This is a genomic window from Variovorax sp. GW458-11-26-14-LB1 (genome assembly GCF_059423965.1).
Genome location: NZ_JBWKYW010000070.1, coordinates 1 through 16,042 on the forward strand (window position 1 = coordinate 1; position 16,042 = coordinate 16,042).

Annotated in this window: 12 protein-coding genes and 1 pseudogene; 5 read left to right on the plus strand and 8 right to left on the minus strand. The window is 69.3% G+C overall.

Features of this window, described 5'->3' with window-relative positions; all coding sequences use genetic code 11:
- Positions 1–23: 23 nt before the first annotated feature.
- The 5 genes from AC07YS_RS29550 to AC07YS_RS29570 form a co-directional block, all read right to left on the minus strand.
- Positions 24–761, minus strand: a complete 738-nt coding sequence (locus tag AC07YS_RS29550) for a response regulator (RefSeq protein ID WP_070063911.1) — start codon at positions 759–761, stop codon at positions 24–26.
- 183 nt (positions 762–944) lie between these two features.
- The gene (gene nadE, locus AC07YS_RS29555; protein ID WP_492733705.1) at positions 945–1,793 is read right to left on the minus strand and encodes an NAD(+) synthase; all 849 of its coding nucleotides are present in this window, start codon (positions 1,791–1,793) and stop codon (positions 945–947) included.
- A 122-nt stretch (positions 1,794–1,915) separates the two neighbouring features.
- On the minus strand, positions 1,916–3,097 hold the full coding sequence (locus AC07YS_RS29560; RefSeq protein WP_369644870.1) for a phospholipase A: 1,182 nt from the start codon (positions 3,095–3,097) through the stop codon (positions 1,916–1,918).
- Positions 3,094–3,552 (minus strand): hypothetical protein, encoded by a 459-nt coding sequence (locus AC07YS_RS29565; RefSeq protein ID WP_369631110.1) that lies wholly within the window; start codon positions 3,550–3,552, stop codon positions 3,094–3,096. The genes AC07YS_RS29560 and AC07YS_RS29565 overlap by 4 nt, the downstream gene beginning before the upstream one ends.
- Positions 3,549–5,645, minus strand: a complete 2,097-nt coding sequence (locus AC07YS_RS29570) for an ATP-dependent helicase (RefSeq protein WP_062476196.1) — start codon at positions 5,643–5,645, stop codon at positions 3,549–3,551. The genes AC07YS_RS29565 and AC07YS_RS29570 overlap by 4 nt, the downstream gene beginning before the upstream one ends.
- A 150-nt stretch (positions 5,646–5,795) precedes the next feature.
- Between AC07YS_RS29570 and AC07YS_RS29575 the strand changes: the two genes are divergently transcribed.
- Positions 5,796–6,815: an AEC family transporter gene (locus AC07YS_RS29575; protein WP_495270317.1), complete on the plus strand. Its 1,020-nt coding sequence runs from the start codon at positions 5,796–5,798 to the stop codon at positions 6,813–6,815.
- A 9-nt stretch (positions 6,816–6,824) separates the two neighbouring features.
- Here the strand turns inward: AC07YS_RS29575 and AC07YS_RS29580 are convergent, their stop codons facing one another.
- Positions 6,825–7,463, minus strand: coding sequence for a hypothetical protein (locus AC07YS_RS29580; RefSeq protein ID WP_070063936.1), 639 nt, complete (start codon positions 7,461–7,463; stop codon positions 6,825–6,827).
- A 288-nt stretch (positions 7,464–7,751) separates the two neighbouring features.
- On the opposite strand from AC07YS_RS29580, the gene AC07YS_RS29585 reads away from it, so the two are divergent.
- Complete coding sequence (locus AC07YS_RS29585; RefSeq protein ID WP_062476199.1) at positions 7,752–7,961, plus strand: hypothetical protein; 210 nt, start codon at positions 7,752–7,754, stop codon at positions 7,959–7,961.
- Between the two features lie 106 nt (positions 7,962–8,067).
- On the plus strand, positions 8,068–9,711 hold the full coding sequence (locus tag AC07YS_RS29590) for a S41 family peptidase (protein ID WP_495273785.1): 1,644 nt from the start codon (positions 8,068–8,070) through the stop codon (positions 9,709–9,711).
- A gap of 26 nt (positions 9,712–9,737) precedes the next feature.
- On the opposite strand, the gene priA is transcribed toward AC07YS_RS29590, so the two are convergent.
- Both priA and hemE read right to left on the minus strand, forming a co-directional pair.
- Positions 9,738–11,819 carry a replication restart helicase PriA gene (gene priA / locus AC07YS_RS29595; RefSeq protein WP_495269937.1) on the minus strand — a complete coding sequence of 694 codons (2,082 nt, stop codon included), beginning with the start codon at positions 11,817–11,819 and terminating at the stop codon, positions 9,738–9,740.
- A 479-nt stretch (positions 11,820–12,298) separates the two neighbouring features.
- A complete protein-coding gene (hemE, locus tag AC07YS_RS29600; protein ID WP_095743469.1) occupies positions 12,299–13,408 on the minus strand; it encodes a uroporphyrinogen decarboxylase in 1,110 nt (369 codons plus the stop codon).
- 143 nt (positions 13,409–13,551) lie between these two features.
- Between hemE and AC07YS_RS29605 the strand changes: the two are divergent.
- A pseudogene (locus tag AC07YS_RS29605) lies at positions 13,552–15,144 on the plus strand (GMC family oxidoreductase); the annotation flags it as partial.
- Between the two features lie 79 nt (positions 15,145–15,223).
- Positions 15,224–16,030, plus strand: a complete 807-nt coding sequence (locus tag AC07YS_RS29610; RefSeq protein ID WP_495269935.1) for an SDR family NAD(P)-dependent oxidoreductase — start codon at positions 15,224–15,226, stop codon at positions 16,028–16,030.
- Positions 16,031–16,042 lie beyond the last annotated feature (12 nt).

The window sequence follows — 16,042 nt, forward strand, 5'->3', positions numbered from 1 at the left end:
GGGCGGGTGCGGGCGCTGCTGCCTCAGCAGCGCACCACGTTCGCGGCAAAGCGGTAGCCCGCGCCGCGTTCCGTGCAGATGAAGCGCGGATGGTCCGGGTCTTCTTCGATCTTGCGGCGCAGGCGCGACACCAGCACGTCGATCGTGCGGCTCACGGCGTCCGACTGGGCGCTGCGCGTCTTGAGCAGCAGTTGCTCGCGGTCGATGACGCGGTTCGCATGCAGCACGAAGACCTCGAGCAGGGCGAACTCGCCGTGCGTCAGGTCGCAGGGCGTGCCGTCGCCGTGCAGCAGTTCGCGCGCGGTGATGTTGAGGGTCCAGGGGCCGAACAGATAGCGTTCGTGGCTCAGGCGGTCGGTGCGCAGCGAGCGCGGCATGCCGGTCTCGGCCGAGCGGCGCAGCAGCGCGCGGATGCGCGCGACCAGTTCGCGGTTGTCGAAGGGCTTGGCGATGAAATCGTCGACGGCGGTTTCGAGGCCCAGGATGCGGTCGGCGGCCGTGCCCTGGCCGGTGAGGATGATGATCGGGATGCGCGAGCGCGTGCGCAGCTGGCGTGCGAGCTCGATGCCGTCTTCCTTCTTCAGACGCAGGTCGATGATCACGAGCGAGAAGGCGCGCTGGTCGAGCCGGGCTGCCATGGCCAGGCCGTCCGGCACGGCCTGTGCGCGAAAGCCCGACGACTCCAGCAGGTCGACCAGCGTCTCGCAGACTTCGGGATCGTCGTCGACCACCAGGATTTCGGGTTTCACTACGTCAAGCATGAGGTTCCAGAAGGCCGGACTGTGTGTCCGGTCGTCCAAAATTCTTGCAGACAAAAGCGCACCAATTGATACCTAAAGGTTAATCAAGTCCCTCTCAGGCTGGTATTTCGCGACTTTTTTTCGTCCGATGCTTTACACATGCATCGAAGCATCCCTTTCGGGGACTTCAATGTGATCCGTTTGTTACCCAAGTACGGGCGGTTCGACCGGCAGCGCCCGCTTGTGGGCGCTCTTGCGGTGCGTCGACAGGATCACCGCGCGCGCTGCGGCCGACACCGGCTTGCCTTCGAGGAAATCGTCGATCTGCTCGTAGCTCACGCCGAAGGCGTCTTCGTCGGGCTTGCCCGGCACCAGCGACTCGAGGTCGGCCGTGGGCACCTTGTAGACCAGCGCATCGGGCGCGCCGAGCAGCTGCGCCACGGCGCGCACGCGGCGCTTGTTGAGGCCGGTGAGCGGCGTGATGTCGGCCGCGCCGTCGCCGAACTTGGTGAAGAAACCCATCAGCGCTTCGGCCGCGTGGTCGGTGCCGATCACGAGGCCGTCGTGCGCGCCGGCCACCGCGAACTGCGCAATCATGCGCTGGCGCGCCTTGATGTTGCCGAGCACGAAGTCCTCGTGCGCCGCATCGCGAAAGGCCTGCCCGCCGGCGCGCAGCGCGGCCAGCATCGCATCGGCGGCGGGGCGGATGTCCACCGTCAGCAGGCGGTCGGGGCGGATCACCGCCAGCCCGGCCTGCGCCTCGGCCTCGTCGCGCTGCACGCCGTAGGGCAGGCGCATCGCGATGAAGGTGGCGTCGCGGCCTTCGGCGCGCAGCTTCTCGACCGCGCGCTGCGCGAGGCAGCCAGCGGTCAGCGAATCGACGCCGCCGCTGATGCCCAGCACCAGCGTCTTCAGGCCGGTGCTGCGCAGGTAGTCGGCGAGGAAGTCGGTGCGCCGCGCGAGTTCGGCGGCGGCATCGAAGACGGGCGCCACGTGCAGGGCCGCGATGATCTCGCGCTGCGTGGCATCGACGGGAGACAGGTCGTGATTCATTTAGCGATCCTTCCTTGCGATCTTCCGGTGGAACACCGCGGAACCGGCTTTGCCGGGCCGCTGGTGTTGCCCCCGGTGGGGGTTGGCGAAGCGACACGAAGTGCGCGAAGACTGGGGGCGAGTTAAAAGTCCACGAGGCTCAAGCCGATGCTGAGCACGGTGCGCTTGCGGTTGTAGTCCACCAGCGTGTCGCCATAGCCATGGAACAGCTGCGTGTGGAAACGCAGGTTGCTCTTGGTTGGGTCGCCGATGGCCTTCAGCCATTCGAGGCGCACCGAGCCGCGGCCGCTGTCGCGCAGGTTGTTGCGCACCGTGATGCCCAGTTGGTTGTCGCGGTTGAGGTTCCAGCGGCCCGTGACTTCGGCGCGGCCGATGTAGTCGGCGATGTCGGGGTTGTCGTCCTTCGCGGCGCTTTCGGACATGCGCTGCCAGACGCGGCCCGTGACGGTGAAGCGGTCGTCGAGCTCGGCGCCGCCCATCAGGTACACGCGGTTCCAGCTGCGCGACAGCGGCAGGCTCTGGCCGTTCGACTGGTGCACGATGCCCACGCCCGCATAGCGCCAGCGCCAGCCGCCGGGCAGGTGGACGTCGGTCGGGTAGACATACATCAGCTCGGGCTCGTGGTCGGTGGTGCGGAAGGGCCGCGAGATCGAGCCGTTGAACAGCTGCCAGGTCGACTGCTGCGAATAGGCGAACCACAGCGAGTCCTTCTTGATCGGGTCGTTCTGCGTGAGCATGCCCTGCGCGAGCTTGGTGCGCACTGACAGGCCGATGCGCATCTCGTTCGCCTGGTAGGCCACGGGCTCGGCCGTGTGGCCGGCCGACGGCGAGGTCGGCGGCTGGGGCTTGTCGGTGGCGGCCGATGCCGACACCGTGAGCGGGCGGTAGCCGCGGAAGCCGAAGGTGCCGCAGTCGGTGGCGTTCTCGAGTTCCCAGAAGCGCGACAGCGTCGAGTACTGGCGGTCGCGGCAGCCTTCGGTGGTGGCGACCGAGACCACGCGCGTGGCCGGAATCGTGCCGTCCACCGGCGGTTGCGTGCTCGCGAGCACCGGCGGCGCCACGGGCACCGACACCGAGGGCAGCGTCTGTTGTTGCGACCAGCGGTCGTAGCAGGCCAGGCGCGCTTCGTTGTTCGCGCCGAGCGCGGCGCACTGCTGCCAGGTGAGCTGCGCGTCGGCCAGCGGACTGGCGGGCTTGTCGACGGCTTGTGCTTGTGCGACAGATGCGGCGCCCAGGCATGCGGCCACGGCGGCCACGGTGCGCAGCGTGAACAAAGAAGCAGGGTGTCGTCGTGTCGTCTTCATGGCTTTCCTTCCTGTGCGACGGTCTTGCGCAGCACGAACGGGTGCGTGCGCTCGGTCGCGGCATCGCGCCACGTGCCGCGGAACTCGCGGCCGCAGGCGCCGGGCTGCAGCGTGCCCGACCAGACGCCGCTGATGGCGCGGCCGTCCAGCGATTCGTCTATGGACAGCGCGCCCTCGTCGTCGACATCGCCCGCGAGCTGCGCGACGGTCGTCTTCGTTGAGGCATCGGCGCGGCGCGTGATGGTGCCGCGCACGCCGGCGTACTCGGGGTGCTTGCCCAGCTGCACGACGGCCGTGCCGGGCAGGTCGTCGAAGCGGGCGTCCCACTGGCCGTACAGCGCCTGCAGTGGCAGCTCGCGTGCGTCGGCGGGGCAGTTGGGGTCGCGGGGCGTTGCGCAACCGGCCGCGAGGGCGGCGGCAAGCAGCGCGACTGCGACCGTCGCCGTCGTCCTCATGGCGTGGCGGCGGCCTTGGCCGCGCTGTCCAGCGCCTTGCGTGCGAACTCGGCGCGCAGCGCCTTCAGTTTCTCGCGCGGGTCTTCCTTGGTCGTGGCCTTGTCCAGGCCCATCTCGGCGATGAAGCGGCTGGGCATGCAGGGCACCATGTCGCGGCCCTGCTTGCGCTTCTTGGTCCAGCTCACGGCCAGGCTGCGCTGCGCGCGCGTGATGCCCACGTACATGAGGCGGCGCTCTTCCTGCAGGCGCTGCGTGGTCTCGTCGCTCACCACCTTCTGGCGGCCGTTGTCGTCGTCGAGCTTGAAGGGCAGCAGGCCCTCGGTCACGCCGATGAGCATCACGTGCGGCCACTCCAGGCCCTTGGACGCATGCAGCGTCGAGAGCGTGACCACGTTCTGGTCCTGCTCGCGCTCGCTGATGGTCGACAGCAGCGAGATGGTCTGCGCCACCTCGAGCAGGCTCTTGTGCTCGTTCGGGTTGGTGTCGTCGGCGCCCGAGGCGTCGTCGAGCGAACCGCCGGCGCGCTGCGACATCCAGTCGACGAACTCCAGCACGTTGGTCCAGCGCGTGGCGGCCGCGGCCTCGCTGTCTTCGCCTTCGTACAGATGGCGCTCGTAGTCGATCTCCTTGAGCCACTCGAGCATGAAGGCGCGCGAGGCTTCGGCGCCCATGGTGCGGCGCGCGCGGTACTCCAGGTCGTTGATGTAGCGGCCGAACTCGTGCACGCCGTCGAGCGTGCGCTTGGGGATCACGCTCGGCAGCGAGGGGCTGAACAGCGCCGCGAACAGGCTCAGCTTGTACTGGCTCGCGAAGCTGCCCAGGCTGGCCAGCGTGGTGTGGCCGATGCCGCGCTTGGGCGTGGTGATGGCGCGCAGGAACGCCGGGTCGTCGTCGTTGTTGACCCACAGGCGGAACCAGCCGCACAGGTCCTTGATCTCGGCGCGGTCGAAGAAGCTCTGGCCGCCCGACACCTTGTAGGGAATCTGCGCCTTGCGCAGCGCCTGTTCGAAGATGCGGGCCTGGTGGTTGGCGCGGTACAGGATCGCGAAGTCGCGGAACTCCTTGTACTGCTTGCCCTGCGACACCGTGTCGCCCGCGCGCAGGCTGATGATGCGCGCCACCGTGCGCTCGGCCTCGTGCAGCTCGGTGTCGGCATCGACGATGCGCACCGGCTCGCCTTCGCCGAGTTCGGAGAACAGCGTCTTCGGAAACAGCTTGGGGTTGGGGCCGATCACGTTGTTGGCCGCGCGAAGAATGGCACTGGTGGAGCGGTAGTTCTGCTCCAGCTTGATGACCTTGAGCGTCGGGTAGTCGACCGGCAGCTTCTTCAGGTTGTCCAGCGTGGCGCCGCGCCAGCCGTAGATCGACTGGTCGTCATCACCCACCGCCGTGAACTGGCCGCGCTCGCCGGCCAGTGCCTTGAGCACTTCGTACTGCGTGGCGTTGGTGTCCTGGTACTCGTCGACGAGGATGTGGCCCAGCATGGCCTGCCACTTCGCGCGCACCTCGGGGAACTCGTACAGCAGCTTCAGCGGCATGCCGATGAGGTCGTCGAAGTCCACGCTCTGGTAGGCCTGCAGCCGCTCTTCGTACTGGACCATGATCTCGGCCGTGATGCGCTCGTTGTCGTCCACCGCGGCGGCCGCGGCCTGCGCAGCGTTCAGGCCCATGTTCTTCCACTTGCTGATCGTCCACTGCCAGATGCGGGCGGTGGCGATGTCGACGGTGCCGCCGCAGTCTTTCAGGATCTTGGTGACGTCGTCGGCGTCCAGGATGCTGAAGGCCTTCTTCAGGCCCAGCACGTGGCCGTCCTCGCGCATCATGCGCACGCCCAGCGCGTGGAAGGTGCACACCACCACCTTGCGCGCGTCGCGCCCGATCAGGTCCTTGGCGCGCTCGCGCATTTCGGCGGCCGCCTTGTTCGTGAAGGTGATGGCCGCGATGCGCTCGGGCTTCAGGCCCGACTGGATCAGCCGGCCGATCTTGTGCGTGATCACGCGCGTCTTGCCCGAGCCCGCACCCGCGAGCACCAGACAGGGACCGTGCATGTAGTTGACCGCTTCTTGCTGGGCGAGATTGAGACCGTGGGACATGGGGGAGGGGGGAACCGGGAAAGCGGGAACGCGAAAAAGGCAGGAGGGGCCGCAGGGCGCGGCCGTCGCAAAGCGGGCAATGATACGGGCCCGGCTCCGACCGCCCGTGTCAGCGGGCATCGCGCGACGAAGGAGGACGACAATGCCGGCGTGCTGCCTGTTTTCCTTGTTACTTTTCCTTTCTTCGCCCTGATCGCGGCCGGCTATGCCGCCGCCCGCACCCGCATCCTGCCGCTGGAGGCGATCCCGGGGCTCAACACCTTCGTGCTGTATTTCGCGCTGCCCTGCATGCTGCTGCGCTTCGGCGCCGGCACGCCCATCGCGCAGCTGCTGGACGGCAGCGTTGCACTGATTTGGGGCATCTGCGCGCTGGCCGTGGTGGCGGGCGTGGTGCTGTTCACGCGCAATGCGCGCATCGGCTGGAACGACGCGGCCTTCGGCGCGCTGGTGGCGGCCTTTCCGAACACCGGTTTCATGGGCGTTCCGCTGCTGGTGGCGCTGCTGGGCGCGCAGGCCGCCGGGCCGATCATCATCACCATCGCGTTCGACCTGGTCGTGACCTCGTCGCTGTGCATCGCGCTGTCGCGGCTCGACGGTGCCGGCAGCGCGGGCCGGCACGGCGCCACGCTGGCCGCGCGCAAGGCGCTGCGCGGCATCCTCGTGAACCCGATGCCGTGGTCGATCCTGCTGGGCGTGCTGTTGTCGGCGGTGCGCTGGCCGCTGCCCGGGCCGGTCGAACGCACCATCGCCATGCTGGCCGACGCGGCCTCGCCCGTGGCGCTCTTCACCATCGGCGCGGTGCTGGCGCGCTCGGCGCTGCTGGCGCGCGAGCACGGCGCCAGCGCCATGGTGGCGGCGGCGATGGGCACCGGTGCCGGGCCCACGCCGAAAGCGCCGCTGGCCGACGTGCTGCCCGTGGTGCTCGTGAAGCTGGTGCTGCACCCGCTGGCGGTCTGGGCGTTGGGGCGCGGCGCCATCGCGCTGGGGCTGCCGCTGGCACCGTCGGCGCTGGCTGTGATCGTGCTGGTCGCGGCGCTGCCGAGCGCGAGCAACGTGTCGATGCTGGCCGAGCGCTTCGGCGCCGACAACGGCCGCATCGCACGCATCATCCTGTGGACGACGGTGGCGGCGTTCTTCACCTTCCCGGTGGCGGTCGGCGCGCTGCGCTGACCGGGGGCGTCACTCGGTCAGCACGCCGAGCTTGTACGGATCGGCGTCGGAGAGCCGCTCGCACTTCGAGAAGTCGCGGCCCTGCGTGCCGTCGCAGTAGTAGGTGTTGTAGATGCGGCCGAACAGCGTCGGGCTGGCCGTGAAGAGCACGCCGTGGTCCGGCTGCCAGTTGTCCTTGGGGGCGGGCGCGGTGGCTTCCATCGGGCGCGCCGCGTCGGTGGCGCCGGGGGCGGGCGTGAAATCGGCCAGCGTCTTGCGGGCTTCCTCGCCGCGCCAGCGCACCGCCAGCTCGGCCGCCGTGGGGCGGGTCGCCACCGGCACCAGGATGCCGTTGACCTGCAGGCCGTGCCCGAAGCGGTGCGTCTTGCCGGCCAGGAAGGCGTAGGCGCAGGCCGCCATGCAATGGCCGCGCACCTCGGTCTGCACGCCGCTCTCGCGGATCGCGTCGGCGTACGCGCCGGCCGCTTCGGCGGTGCCGCCGAACGAGTCTTCGAAGACCACGGTACGCACCGTGCCGCTGCTCAGGAGTTCGGTGAAGGCCTTGACCTTGCTGCCGTCGAGCGTGCCCGACACCACCAGCCGCCGACCCTGCAGTTCGAGCTCCGCCGCGCCCGCGGACCCCGCAGCGGCAAGGTACGAAAGCGACACGGCGACAGCCACAGCAACCCCAGCCAGAAGAGACGACGATTTCACGGCGACCTTTGCATCAAGCGAGCGGGCACGAAACACCGCGGACCCAGCGATGGAACCGCACAGGCACAGCTTGTGCAAGGGCGGGGGTACCGTCAACTCTTTTTGCAGATTATTTCGGGGTAATCCCAGGGCATGTCTAAAGGCATACCGTGCGTTATCTCTTCAGATGAATGCTTGCGTATGCAGTTGCACTGCTACAGTGGTTCCGAGTCCAAGGTGTGAAGGGTCCAAGTGGGGCGCGCGATGGCAATACTGGTTCGCATCCTGATGTGGTTGGCCTGGCTCGCTGCGGTGGGCTGGTTCTGGCATGCCGGCACGATCGGCACGGGCGCCGCGCTCGCGCTGGCCGCGCTGAGCCTCGTCGTGTTCGCCTGGCCGAACAGCATTGCGCGGCGACGGCACAACGAACTGCGCTACGTCGACATGGGCAAGGAGCCCACCGGCTATCACTGAAGACCGACGCGGCGCGTTCGTGCAGCGCCTAGGACTTTGGTCCAATGCGCAACGACGCAGAGCTTCCTAGGATGGCGGCGCCTTACCGCCCTCCAGGAACCTCGCCGTGTCTCTTTTTCCTCTGCGTTTTCGTTTCGCCCGCCTTCTGCTGCTGTCCGTTCCGATGGCCGTGCTCGTCGCGTGCGGTGGCGGGGGAGACGGGGGCTCGGGTGTCAGCTTCTGGCCGAACAGCGGCACGGCCACCCCGCCGCCTGCCACCACCCCACCCACGGCACCACCCGACGTGCCCGACGACGGCGATGCCTTGCGCAACGCGCCGTGGGTCGAGGGCGTGTTCCGGACCGCGAGCCTCTACAAGGACCGCTGCGCGGCGCCGCGCACCGGCACCGACCCCGACGGCAAGCCCTTCGCCGACAAGACCGGCCGCACGCTCGACGAGAACAACTGGCTGCGGTCGTGGACCAACGACACCTACCTCTGGTACGACGAGGTGCCGGACCTGGACCCGGCGCTGTACGCCACGGCCGACTATTTCGACCTGCTCAAGACCCACGCCGTGACGCCTTCGGGCAGGGACAAGGACCAGTTCCATTTCACGTACACCACCGAGGAGTGGGATGCGCTCGTGCGCGCCGGCGCGTCCGTCGGCTATGGGGCGCAGTGGGCGATGTTTGCCAACCGCCCGCCACGCGATCTGCTCGTGGCCTATGTGGAGCCCGGCTCCCCCGCATCCGTGCCGGGTGTCGGCCTGCGGCGCGGCGACCAGGTACTCAAGGTCAATGACACCGATTTCGTGAACGACAACACGGACAAAGGCATCGACCTCATCAACGCGGGGCTTTTTCCCGCCGCGCCGGGGACGCTCACGCGTTTCACCGTCCGCGACGTCGTCAGCGGCATCGAGCGCGAGGTCACGCTGAAGGCCACCGCCGTGACCTCGGTGCCTGTCCAGAACGTCAAGACCTTCCCGCACGGGGGCCGCACGGTCGGCTACCTGCAGTTCAACGACCACATCGGGACGGCGGAGCTGCAACTGAAGGCGGCCATCGAGCATCTGCGCGCGCAGCGGGCCACCGAGCTGGTCGTCGACCTGCGCTACAACGGCGGCGGCTACGTGGACCTGGCCAGCCAACTCGCCTTCATGGTCGCCGGCGAGGCGCAGACGCGCGGCAAGACCTTCGAGACCATGCGGTTCAACAACAAGCACGCCGAGCGCGATCCGGTGACCGGCGACGCGCTCGCGCCCACGCCGTTCTGGGCCACCACCCTGGGCTTTCTTTCTCCCATCGACCCGCCCCTTCCCCTGCCCAGCCTCGACCTGCGACGCGTCTACGTGCTCACGGGCCCCGACACCTGCTCGGCCAGCGAGGCGTTCATCAACGGCCTGCGCGGCATCGACATCGACGTGATCCAGATCGGTGGCACCACCTGCGGCAAGCCTTACGGCTTCTATCCGCAGGACAACTGCGGCACCACCTATTTCAGTGTGCAGTTCCAGGGCGTGAACGCCAAGGGGTTCGGCGACTACCCGGACGGTATCGCTCCCACCTGCGCCATGCCCGACGATTTCGGCCATGCGCTCGGCGATCCGGCGGAGGCGCGCCTGGCCGCCGCGCTCTCGCATCAGGTCACGGGTGTCTGCCCTGCCGTGCCCGGCGGTCGCCTCGCCAGGAGTGCCGCCGCCGGCCCCGCCGCACCCTTGCTGCACAAGCCCGAAGGCCTGCGCAACCGCATCCTGCGTCCGCGCTGAAGCAGGCGCAGGCGCGCGCGCCGCGCTCAGATGCTGTGCGGGTCCACGTCCACCAGCCAGCGGATCACGCCCTTGCCCTCGGGCGTGCGCCGCAGTTCGTGAAGCAGCGGCTGCCAGGCGGCCAGCAGGCGCTGCAGCGCAGCGCGTGAGGGGCTTTCGATGAGCATCTGCGCGCGCTCCACGTTCGCCACGCGCTGGATCGCCAGCGGCACCGCCGGGTAGCGTGTGACCAGGTCGGCGCCGGGCAGCGCCTCGGCCTGGTCGGCCGCGAGGTTCAGGAAGCCCTGCGCCACCGCCTGCTCGCGCGCATCGGCGCGCACCAGCGCCTGGAACGCGAAGGGCGGCATGGCAGCGGCCTGGCGTTCTTCGAGCTGCTGCTTGGCGAAGGCCTCGTAGTCATGCCGGCGCAGCGCCGCGAACAGCGGGTGCGGCGCATGGTGCGTCTGGATCCACATCTCGGCCTTGGCGCCTTGCGCCGCGAGGTAGGCGGCGTCGCGGCCCGCGCGGCCGGCCGACTGCATCAGCAGGCTGAACAGCCGCTCGGGCGCGCGGAAGTCGCTGGAGAACAGCGCGCCGTCGGGGTTCACGGCGGCCACCAGCGTGATGCGGCGGAAGTCGTGGCCCTTGGCGATCATCTGCGTGCCGACGAGCACGTCGACCTCACCCGCATGCACGGCGGCCAGTTGCGATTCGAGCGCGCCCTGCTTCTTGGTGCTGTCGGCGTCGATGCGCGCGATGCGCACCGCGCTGCCGTCCGCATGCTTCACGCCCGCGAACAGCTCGGCCAGGTGCTCTTCGAGCCGCTCGGTGCCGCGGCCCACGGGCGCGATGTCGGGGTTGCCGCAGGCCGGGCAGGCGCGCGGCACGCGCTCGGTGAAGCCGCAGTGGTGGCAGCGCAGCGTGCGGTCGATCTTGTGGAACACGCGGTAGGCGCTGCAGTGCGGGCATTCGCTCTTCCAGCCGCAGTCGCCGCAGGCCAGCACCGGCGCATAGCCGCGCCGGTTCAGGAAGATCATGCTCTGCTCGCCGCGCGCGATGCGCTGGCCGATGGCGTCGAGCAGCGCGCCCGAGATCACCGTCTTTGGCGGCTGCAGGTTCATGTCCACCAGCCGCACGGCCGGCAGCGCGCCCGCGCCGATGCGCGAAGGCATGGCCAGCCGCACGTAGCGTCCGCCCGGGTCGTCGCCCTCGGGCGGCCGGCTCTGGTGCCAGCTCTCGAGCGAGGGCGTGGCCGAGCCCAGGATCACCTTGGCCTTTTCGCGCTGGCCGCGCCACACGGCGAGGTCGCGCGCCGAGTAGCGCGCGCCTTCCTGTTGCTTGTAGCTGGGGTCGTGCTCTTCGTCGACCACGATGAGCTTCAGCCCCGGGATCGACGCGAACACCGCCATGCGCGTGCCCAGCACGATGCGCGCGGCGCCGCTGTGCGCCGCCAGCCAGCTCGCCAGCCGCTGCGGGTTCGTCATGCCGCTGTGCAGCGACACCACGGCCTCGTCGCCGAAGCGCGCCTTGAAGCGGGCCTCGAGCTGCGGCGTGAGGTTGATCTCGGGCACCATCACCAGCGCCTGCGCCTCGGGGTCGCGCGCCAGCAGGTCGGCCACGCAGCGCAGGTAGACCTCGGTCTTGCCGCTGCCGGTGCTGCCGACCAGCAGGAAGGTGCCGGTCTCGGCCTCGATGCGGGCCAGCGCGGCCGACTGTTCTTCGGAGAGGGCGATCAGGTTCGCGGATTCGGCGGTTTCGGCCACCGGCCCGGCCGTGGTCTTGCGCTTGAGCCGGCGCGCCAGTTGGGTCGTGCTCAGGTCGCGCAGCTGCGGCGGCAGGGCGGCCAGCGCGATCTCGCCGATCGAGCGCTGGTAGTAGCGCCCGGCAAACGCCACCAGGTCGCGCCAGGCCTCGCCCAGCGGCGCCAACGCGTCGAGCGCCGCGCCCACGGGCTTCAGCGCCATGTCGGGCTCGGCGCCCTCCAGCGAGGTCGGCTCGTTCCAGACCACGCCCAGCACCTCGCGCTTGCCCAGCGGCACCCGCACCAGCGTGCCCGGCACCAGCGGCTCGGCGCCGGCGTAGCTCAGCAGGTCACCGAGCGCCGCATGCGCGGGCGTCTGCACCGCGATGTCGAGTCGCCAGGGGCAGGAGACGTTTGTGGCGGATGTGACCGTCGGCGCGCCGGCTTCGGGCGGCGATTCGATGGAGGGGCTGGGCGTCCTTTTTGGCAAGGTTTGTTAATGCGTTTTGGAGCAAGACCGCTTAAGTTGTTGATTTCACAGCGCTTTGGCGGTCATCCAGAGTTTCTGTGGATAACTTTGTTGACAAGACGGCTGGATAGTCGCCGAAGCCTTGATTTTCAAGGCTTCCGCTGGAATGCCTGTAAAAAAAGCAAAAATCAAAACCTATATAAATCAACCACTTAGCGTCGCTATTGGTTTAGGAGCAGAACCAATGCCCCCTCAGATAATCTTGCGCAGTGCAACACGCGTTTTGTGCATAAGTCGGGCGTCCGGGGCCGTTTTAGGGCTTGACAAACGCCGGGCGACTGGCTTTCAGGGGGCGCTGAGTCTGCCAACCGGGCGGTCGGCAGTTCACATTTGTTAGCTCAAGTGCGCAGCGCGCGCGACTGATCGTGCACCGCCTGGACCAGCGCCGCGACGTGGTCGGGCGGCGTGAACTGGCTGATGCCGTGGCCCAGGTTGAAGATGTGCGTCGGGCCCGCCGTGGTGCGGTCGGTGTGGGGCTTGCCGAAGGCCTGCAGCACCTTGCCGACCTCGGCCTCGATGGCCGCGGGCGGGGCGAACAGCACGTTCGGGTCGATGTTGCCCTGGATCGCCTTGGCCTTGTCCTCGGTGCCTTCGGCCACGAGGCGGCGCGCGGCGGCCAGGTTCACGGTCCAGTCGACGCCGAGCACTTCGCAGTCGAGCGCGCGCATGGCGCCCAGCCACAGGCCGCCGCCCTTGGTGAAGACGATGCGCGGCACCGGCTGGCCGTCGGGGCCGTTTCGCTTCAGGCCGGCGAGCACGCGCGCGGTGTAGGCCAGGCTGAATTCGTGGAAGGCGCCGTCGGCGAGCACGCCGCCCCAGCTGTCGAAGATCATCACGGCCTGCGCGCCGGCGTCGATCTGGGCGTTGAGGTAGGCGGCCACGGAATCGGCATTGACCGCGAGCACGCGGTGCATCAGGTCGGGGCGGCCGTACAGCATGCTCTTCACGAGGCGGTAGTCGCTCGAGCCCGCGCCTTCGACCATGTAGCAGGCCAGCGTCCACGGGCTGCCCGAGAAGCCGATCAGCGGCACGCGGCCGTTGAGTGCCTTGCGGATCGAGCCCACGGCGTCGAACACGTAGCGCAGCTTGTCCATGTCGGGCACTTCGAGCGCGGCCACGGCCGCTTCGTCGCGCACCGGGCGCGCAAAACGCGGGCCTTCGCCGGCCTCGAACGACAGGCCCAGGCCCATCGCGTCGGGCACCGTGAGGATGTCCGAAAAGAGGATGGCCGCGTCGAGCGGGTAGCGCGCCAGCGGCTGCAGCGTGACCTCGGTGGCGTAGTCGGTGTTGGTGGCCAGCCCCATGAAGCTGCCGGCCTTGGCGCGCGTGGCAACGTATTCAGGCAGGTAGCGGCCGGCCTGGCGCATGAGCCAGACGGGCGTGTGATCGGTGGCCTGGCGCCAGCAGGCCCGCAGGAAGGTGTCGTTTTGCAAAGGGGCGAAAGGCATGGCCCGATTGTCGCAGGGCCCCCCGCGTTCGCCGTGAGTTGACCGACAGCGCACTTTGCGTTGCATCAACCCGCCCCGATGCGCCAGGGCGCGCGCCAGCCGCGAGCATCCGTTCCCGACAACAACTTCGGTCTGGAACAGACATGGCGCAGCAGGTTTTCGATGTGGTGGTGGTGGGCGCCGGCTCGGCCGGCTGCGTGCTGGCGCACCGGCTGGTGCGCGCCGGGCGCCGCGTGCTGCTGCTGGAGGCGGGCCCGCCCGACGACGACCGCTTCATCCACATGCCCGCCACCTTCGTGCGCGTGATCGGCACCGAGCGCACCTGGGCCTACGAGAGCGAGCCGCAACCCGCCGCCGCCGGCCGCAAGATGTTCGTGCCGCAGGGCCGCACGCTGGGCGGCGGCAGCTCGGTCAACGCCATGGTCTACGTGCGCGGCACGCCCGCCGACTACGACGGTTGGGAGGCGCAGGGCTGTGAAGGCTGGGGCTGGCGCGACGTGCTGCCGTGGTTCCGCAAGGCCGAGGGCAATGCGCGCTTCGCCTGCGAGCTGCACGGCACGAACGGGCCGCTGAAGGTGAGCGACACGCGCTTTCGCCATCCGCTGAGCCTGGCCTTCCTGCGCGCCGCGCAGCAAAGCGGCCTGGCCTACAACGACGACTTCAACGGCGCCGCCCAGGCCGGCGTGGGCTTCTACCAGACCACCACCTTCGAAGGCCGGCGCGCGAGCACCGCCGCCACCTACCTCGCGGCCGTGCGCGACGACCCGAAGCTCACCGTGGTGACGGGCGCGCACGTGCTGCGCGTGCTCACGCAGGACGGTGCGGCGACCGGCGTGGTCTACCGCACGGGCCGCAACGGCAGCGGCGAAGAGGTGGTCGCCACCGCGCGCGACGAAGTGATCCTCTCGGCCGGCGCGCTCGCCTCGCCCAAGCTGCTGCTGCTGTCGGGCATCGGCCCCGGCGCGCAGCTGCAGGCGCTGGGCCTGCCGGTGGTGAAAGACCTGCCCGGCGTGGGCGAGAACTTCCAGGACCACCTGGAGGTGTCGGTCTACGGCCGCACGCGCGAGCCCGTGAGCCTGCTGGGCAACGACCGCGGCCTAGCGGCGCTGAAGCACGGCCTGCAATGGATGATGTTCGGCTCCGGCCTGCTCACGTCGAACGTGGTCGAGAGCGGCGGCTTCGTCGACACCACCGGCGAAGGCCGGCCAGACCTGCAGTTCCACGTGCTGCCCGTGCTCGTGGGCGATGTCGACCGCGCACCGCTGGCCGGCCACGGCCTGTCGATCAACCCCTGCTTCCTGCGTCCGCAGTCGCGCGGGCGCGTGGCGCTGCGCAGCGCCGACCCGATGGCGCCGATCCTGTTCGACGGCGGCTACCTGCAGGCGCAGGCCGATGTCGACACGCTGGTTCGCGGCGTGAAGCTGGCACGCCGCATCCTGCGCGCGCCGGCGCTGCGCGAGGTGGTGTCCGAAGAGCTGGCGCCGTCGGCCGCCGACGACATGTCCGACGAGGCCCTCGAGGCCTACGTGCGCGAGCGCGCCAAGACCGTCTACCACCCGAGCGGCACCTGCCGCATGGGCCGCGACGCCATGGCCGTGGTCGATGCGCGCATGCGCGTGCACGGCGTGGCGAAGCTGCGCGTGTGCGATGCCTCGGTGATGCCTTCGCTCGTCAGCGGCAACACCAACGCACCGACCGTGATGCTGGCCGAGCGCTGCGCCGACTTCGCGCTGTCGGGCAACTGAAGTTGCGCGCTCGGTCAATCGCCGAAGCGCACTGAAACCTAGAGTCCTTCCCAACCAGGAGACACAGCGAATGAGTTCCCCGAATTCCATGGCCGGCAAGGTCGCCTTCATCACCGGCGGCGGCACCGGCATCGGTGCGGCGGTGGCCGCACAGTTCGTCGCCGCGGGCGGCCGCGTGGTGCTGATGGGGCGCCGCCTCGCGCAGCTCGAAGCGGTGGCGTCGACGCTCGGCGGGCTCGCGGTGGCGGGCGATGCAGCGAACACTGCCGACGTGCAACGCGCCCTGGCCGCCGCACGCGAACGCTTCGGCGGTGTCGATGTGCTGGTCGCCAACGCGGGCGGCCACGGCGTGGGCGACGCGCTTTCGACCGACGACGCCTCGTGGGCGCTGTCCACGCGCCTGAACCTCGACACCGCCTTCGTCTGCGCACGCGAGCTGCTGCCCGAGCTCATCGCGCGGCGCGGCAACATCGTCGTGCTCTCGTCGCTCGCGGGCCACTTCGCGGGGCCGGGCGTGGTCGGCTACGTGACGATGAAGCACGCACTCATCGGCCTCGTGCGTTCGCTGGCGCGCGACTACGGACAGCAGGGCGTGCGCGTGAACGCCGTGTGCCCCGGCTGGGTGCGCACCGAGATGGCTGACGAGCAGATGCAGGTGCTCGTCGACAAATACCGCCTGACCGATGCCGACGCGGCCTACGCCCTCGTCACGCGCGACGTGCCGATGGGCCGCGCCGCGAGTCCCGACGACGTGGCGAACGCCGTGCTGTTCCTCGCCTCGCCGCTGGCCGCGATGGTCAGCGGCAGTTCGCTGATGGTCGATGGCGGCGCGTCCGCGGTCGACCTGCCCACCATCGCCTTCGCGCACGACGCCTGAAGAAGGAAAGAC

Bases quoted from the DNA above. Each gene is read 5' to 3' on its own strand.
- AC07YS_RS29585 (WP_062476199.1), top strand. From the start codon at position 7,752: ATGGCAATACTGGTTCGCATCCTGATGTGGTTGGCCTGGCTCGCTGCG.
- AC07YS_RS29610 (WP_495269935.1), top strand. From the start codon at position 15,224: ATGAGTTCCCCGAATTCCATGGCCGGCAAGGTCGCCTTCATCACCGGC.
- nadE (WP_492733705.1), bottom strand. From the start codon at position 1,793: ATGAATCACGACCTGTCTCCCGTCGATGCCACGCAGCGCGAGATCATC.
- AC07YS_RS29565 (WP_369631110.1), bottom strand. From the start codon at position 3,552: ATGAGGACGACGGCGACGGTCGCAGTCGCGCTGCTTGCCGCCGCCCTC.
- AC07YS_RS29550 (WP_070063911.1), bottom strand. From the start codon at position 761: ATGCTTGACGTAGTGAAACCCGAAATCCTGGTGGTCGACGACGATCCC.
- hemE (WP_095743469.1), bottom strand. From the start codon at position 13,408: ATGCCTTTCGCCCCTTTGCAAAACGACACCTTCCTGCGGGCCTGCTGG.
- AC07YS_RS29560 (WP_369644870.1), bottom strand. From the start codon at position 3,097: ATGAAGACGACACGACGACACCCTGCTTCTTTGTTCACGCTGCGCACC.
- AC07YS_RS29570 (WP_062476196.1), bottom strand. From the start codon at position 5,645: ATGTCCCACGGTCTCAATCTCGCCCAGCAAGAAGCGGTCAACTACATG.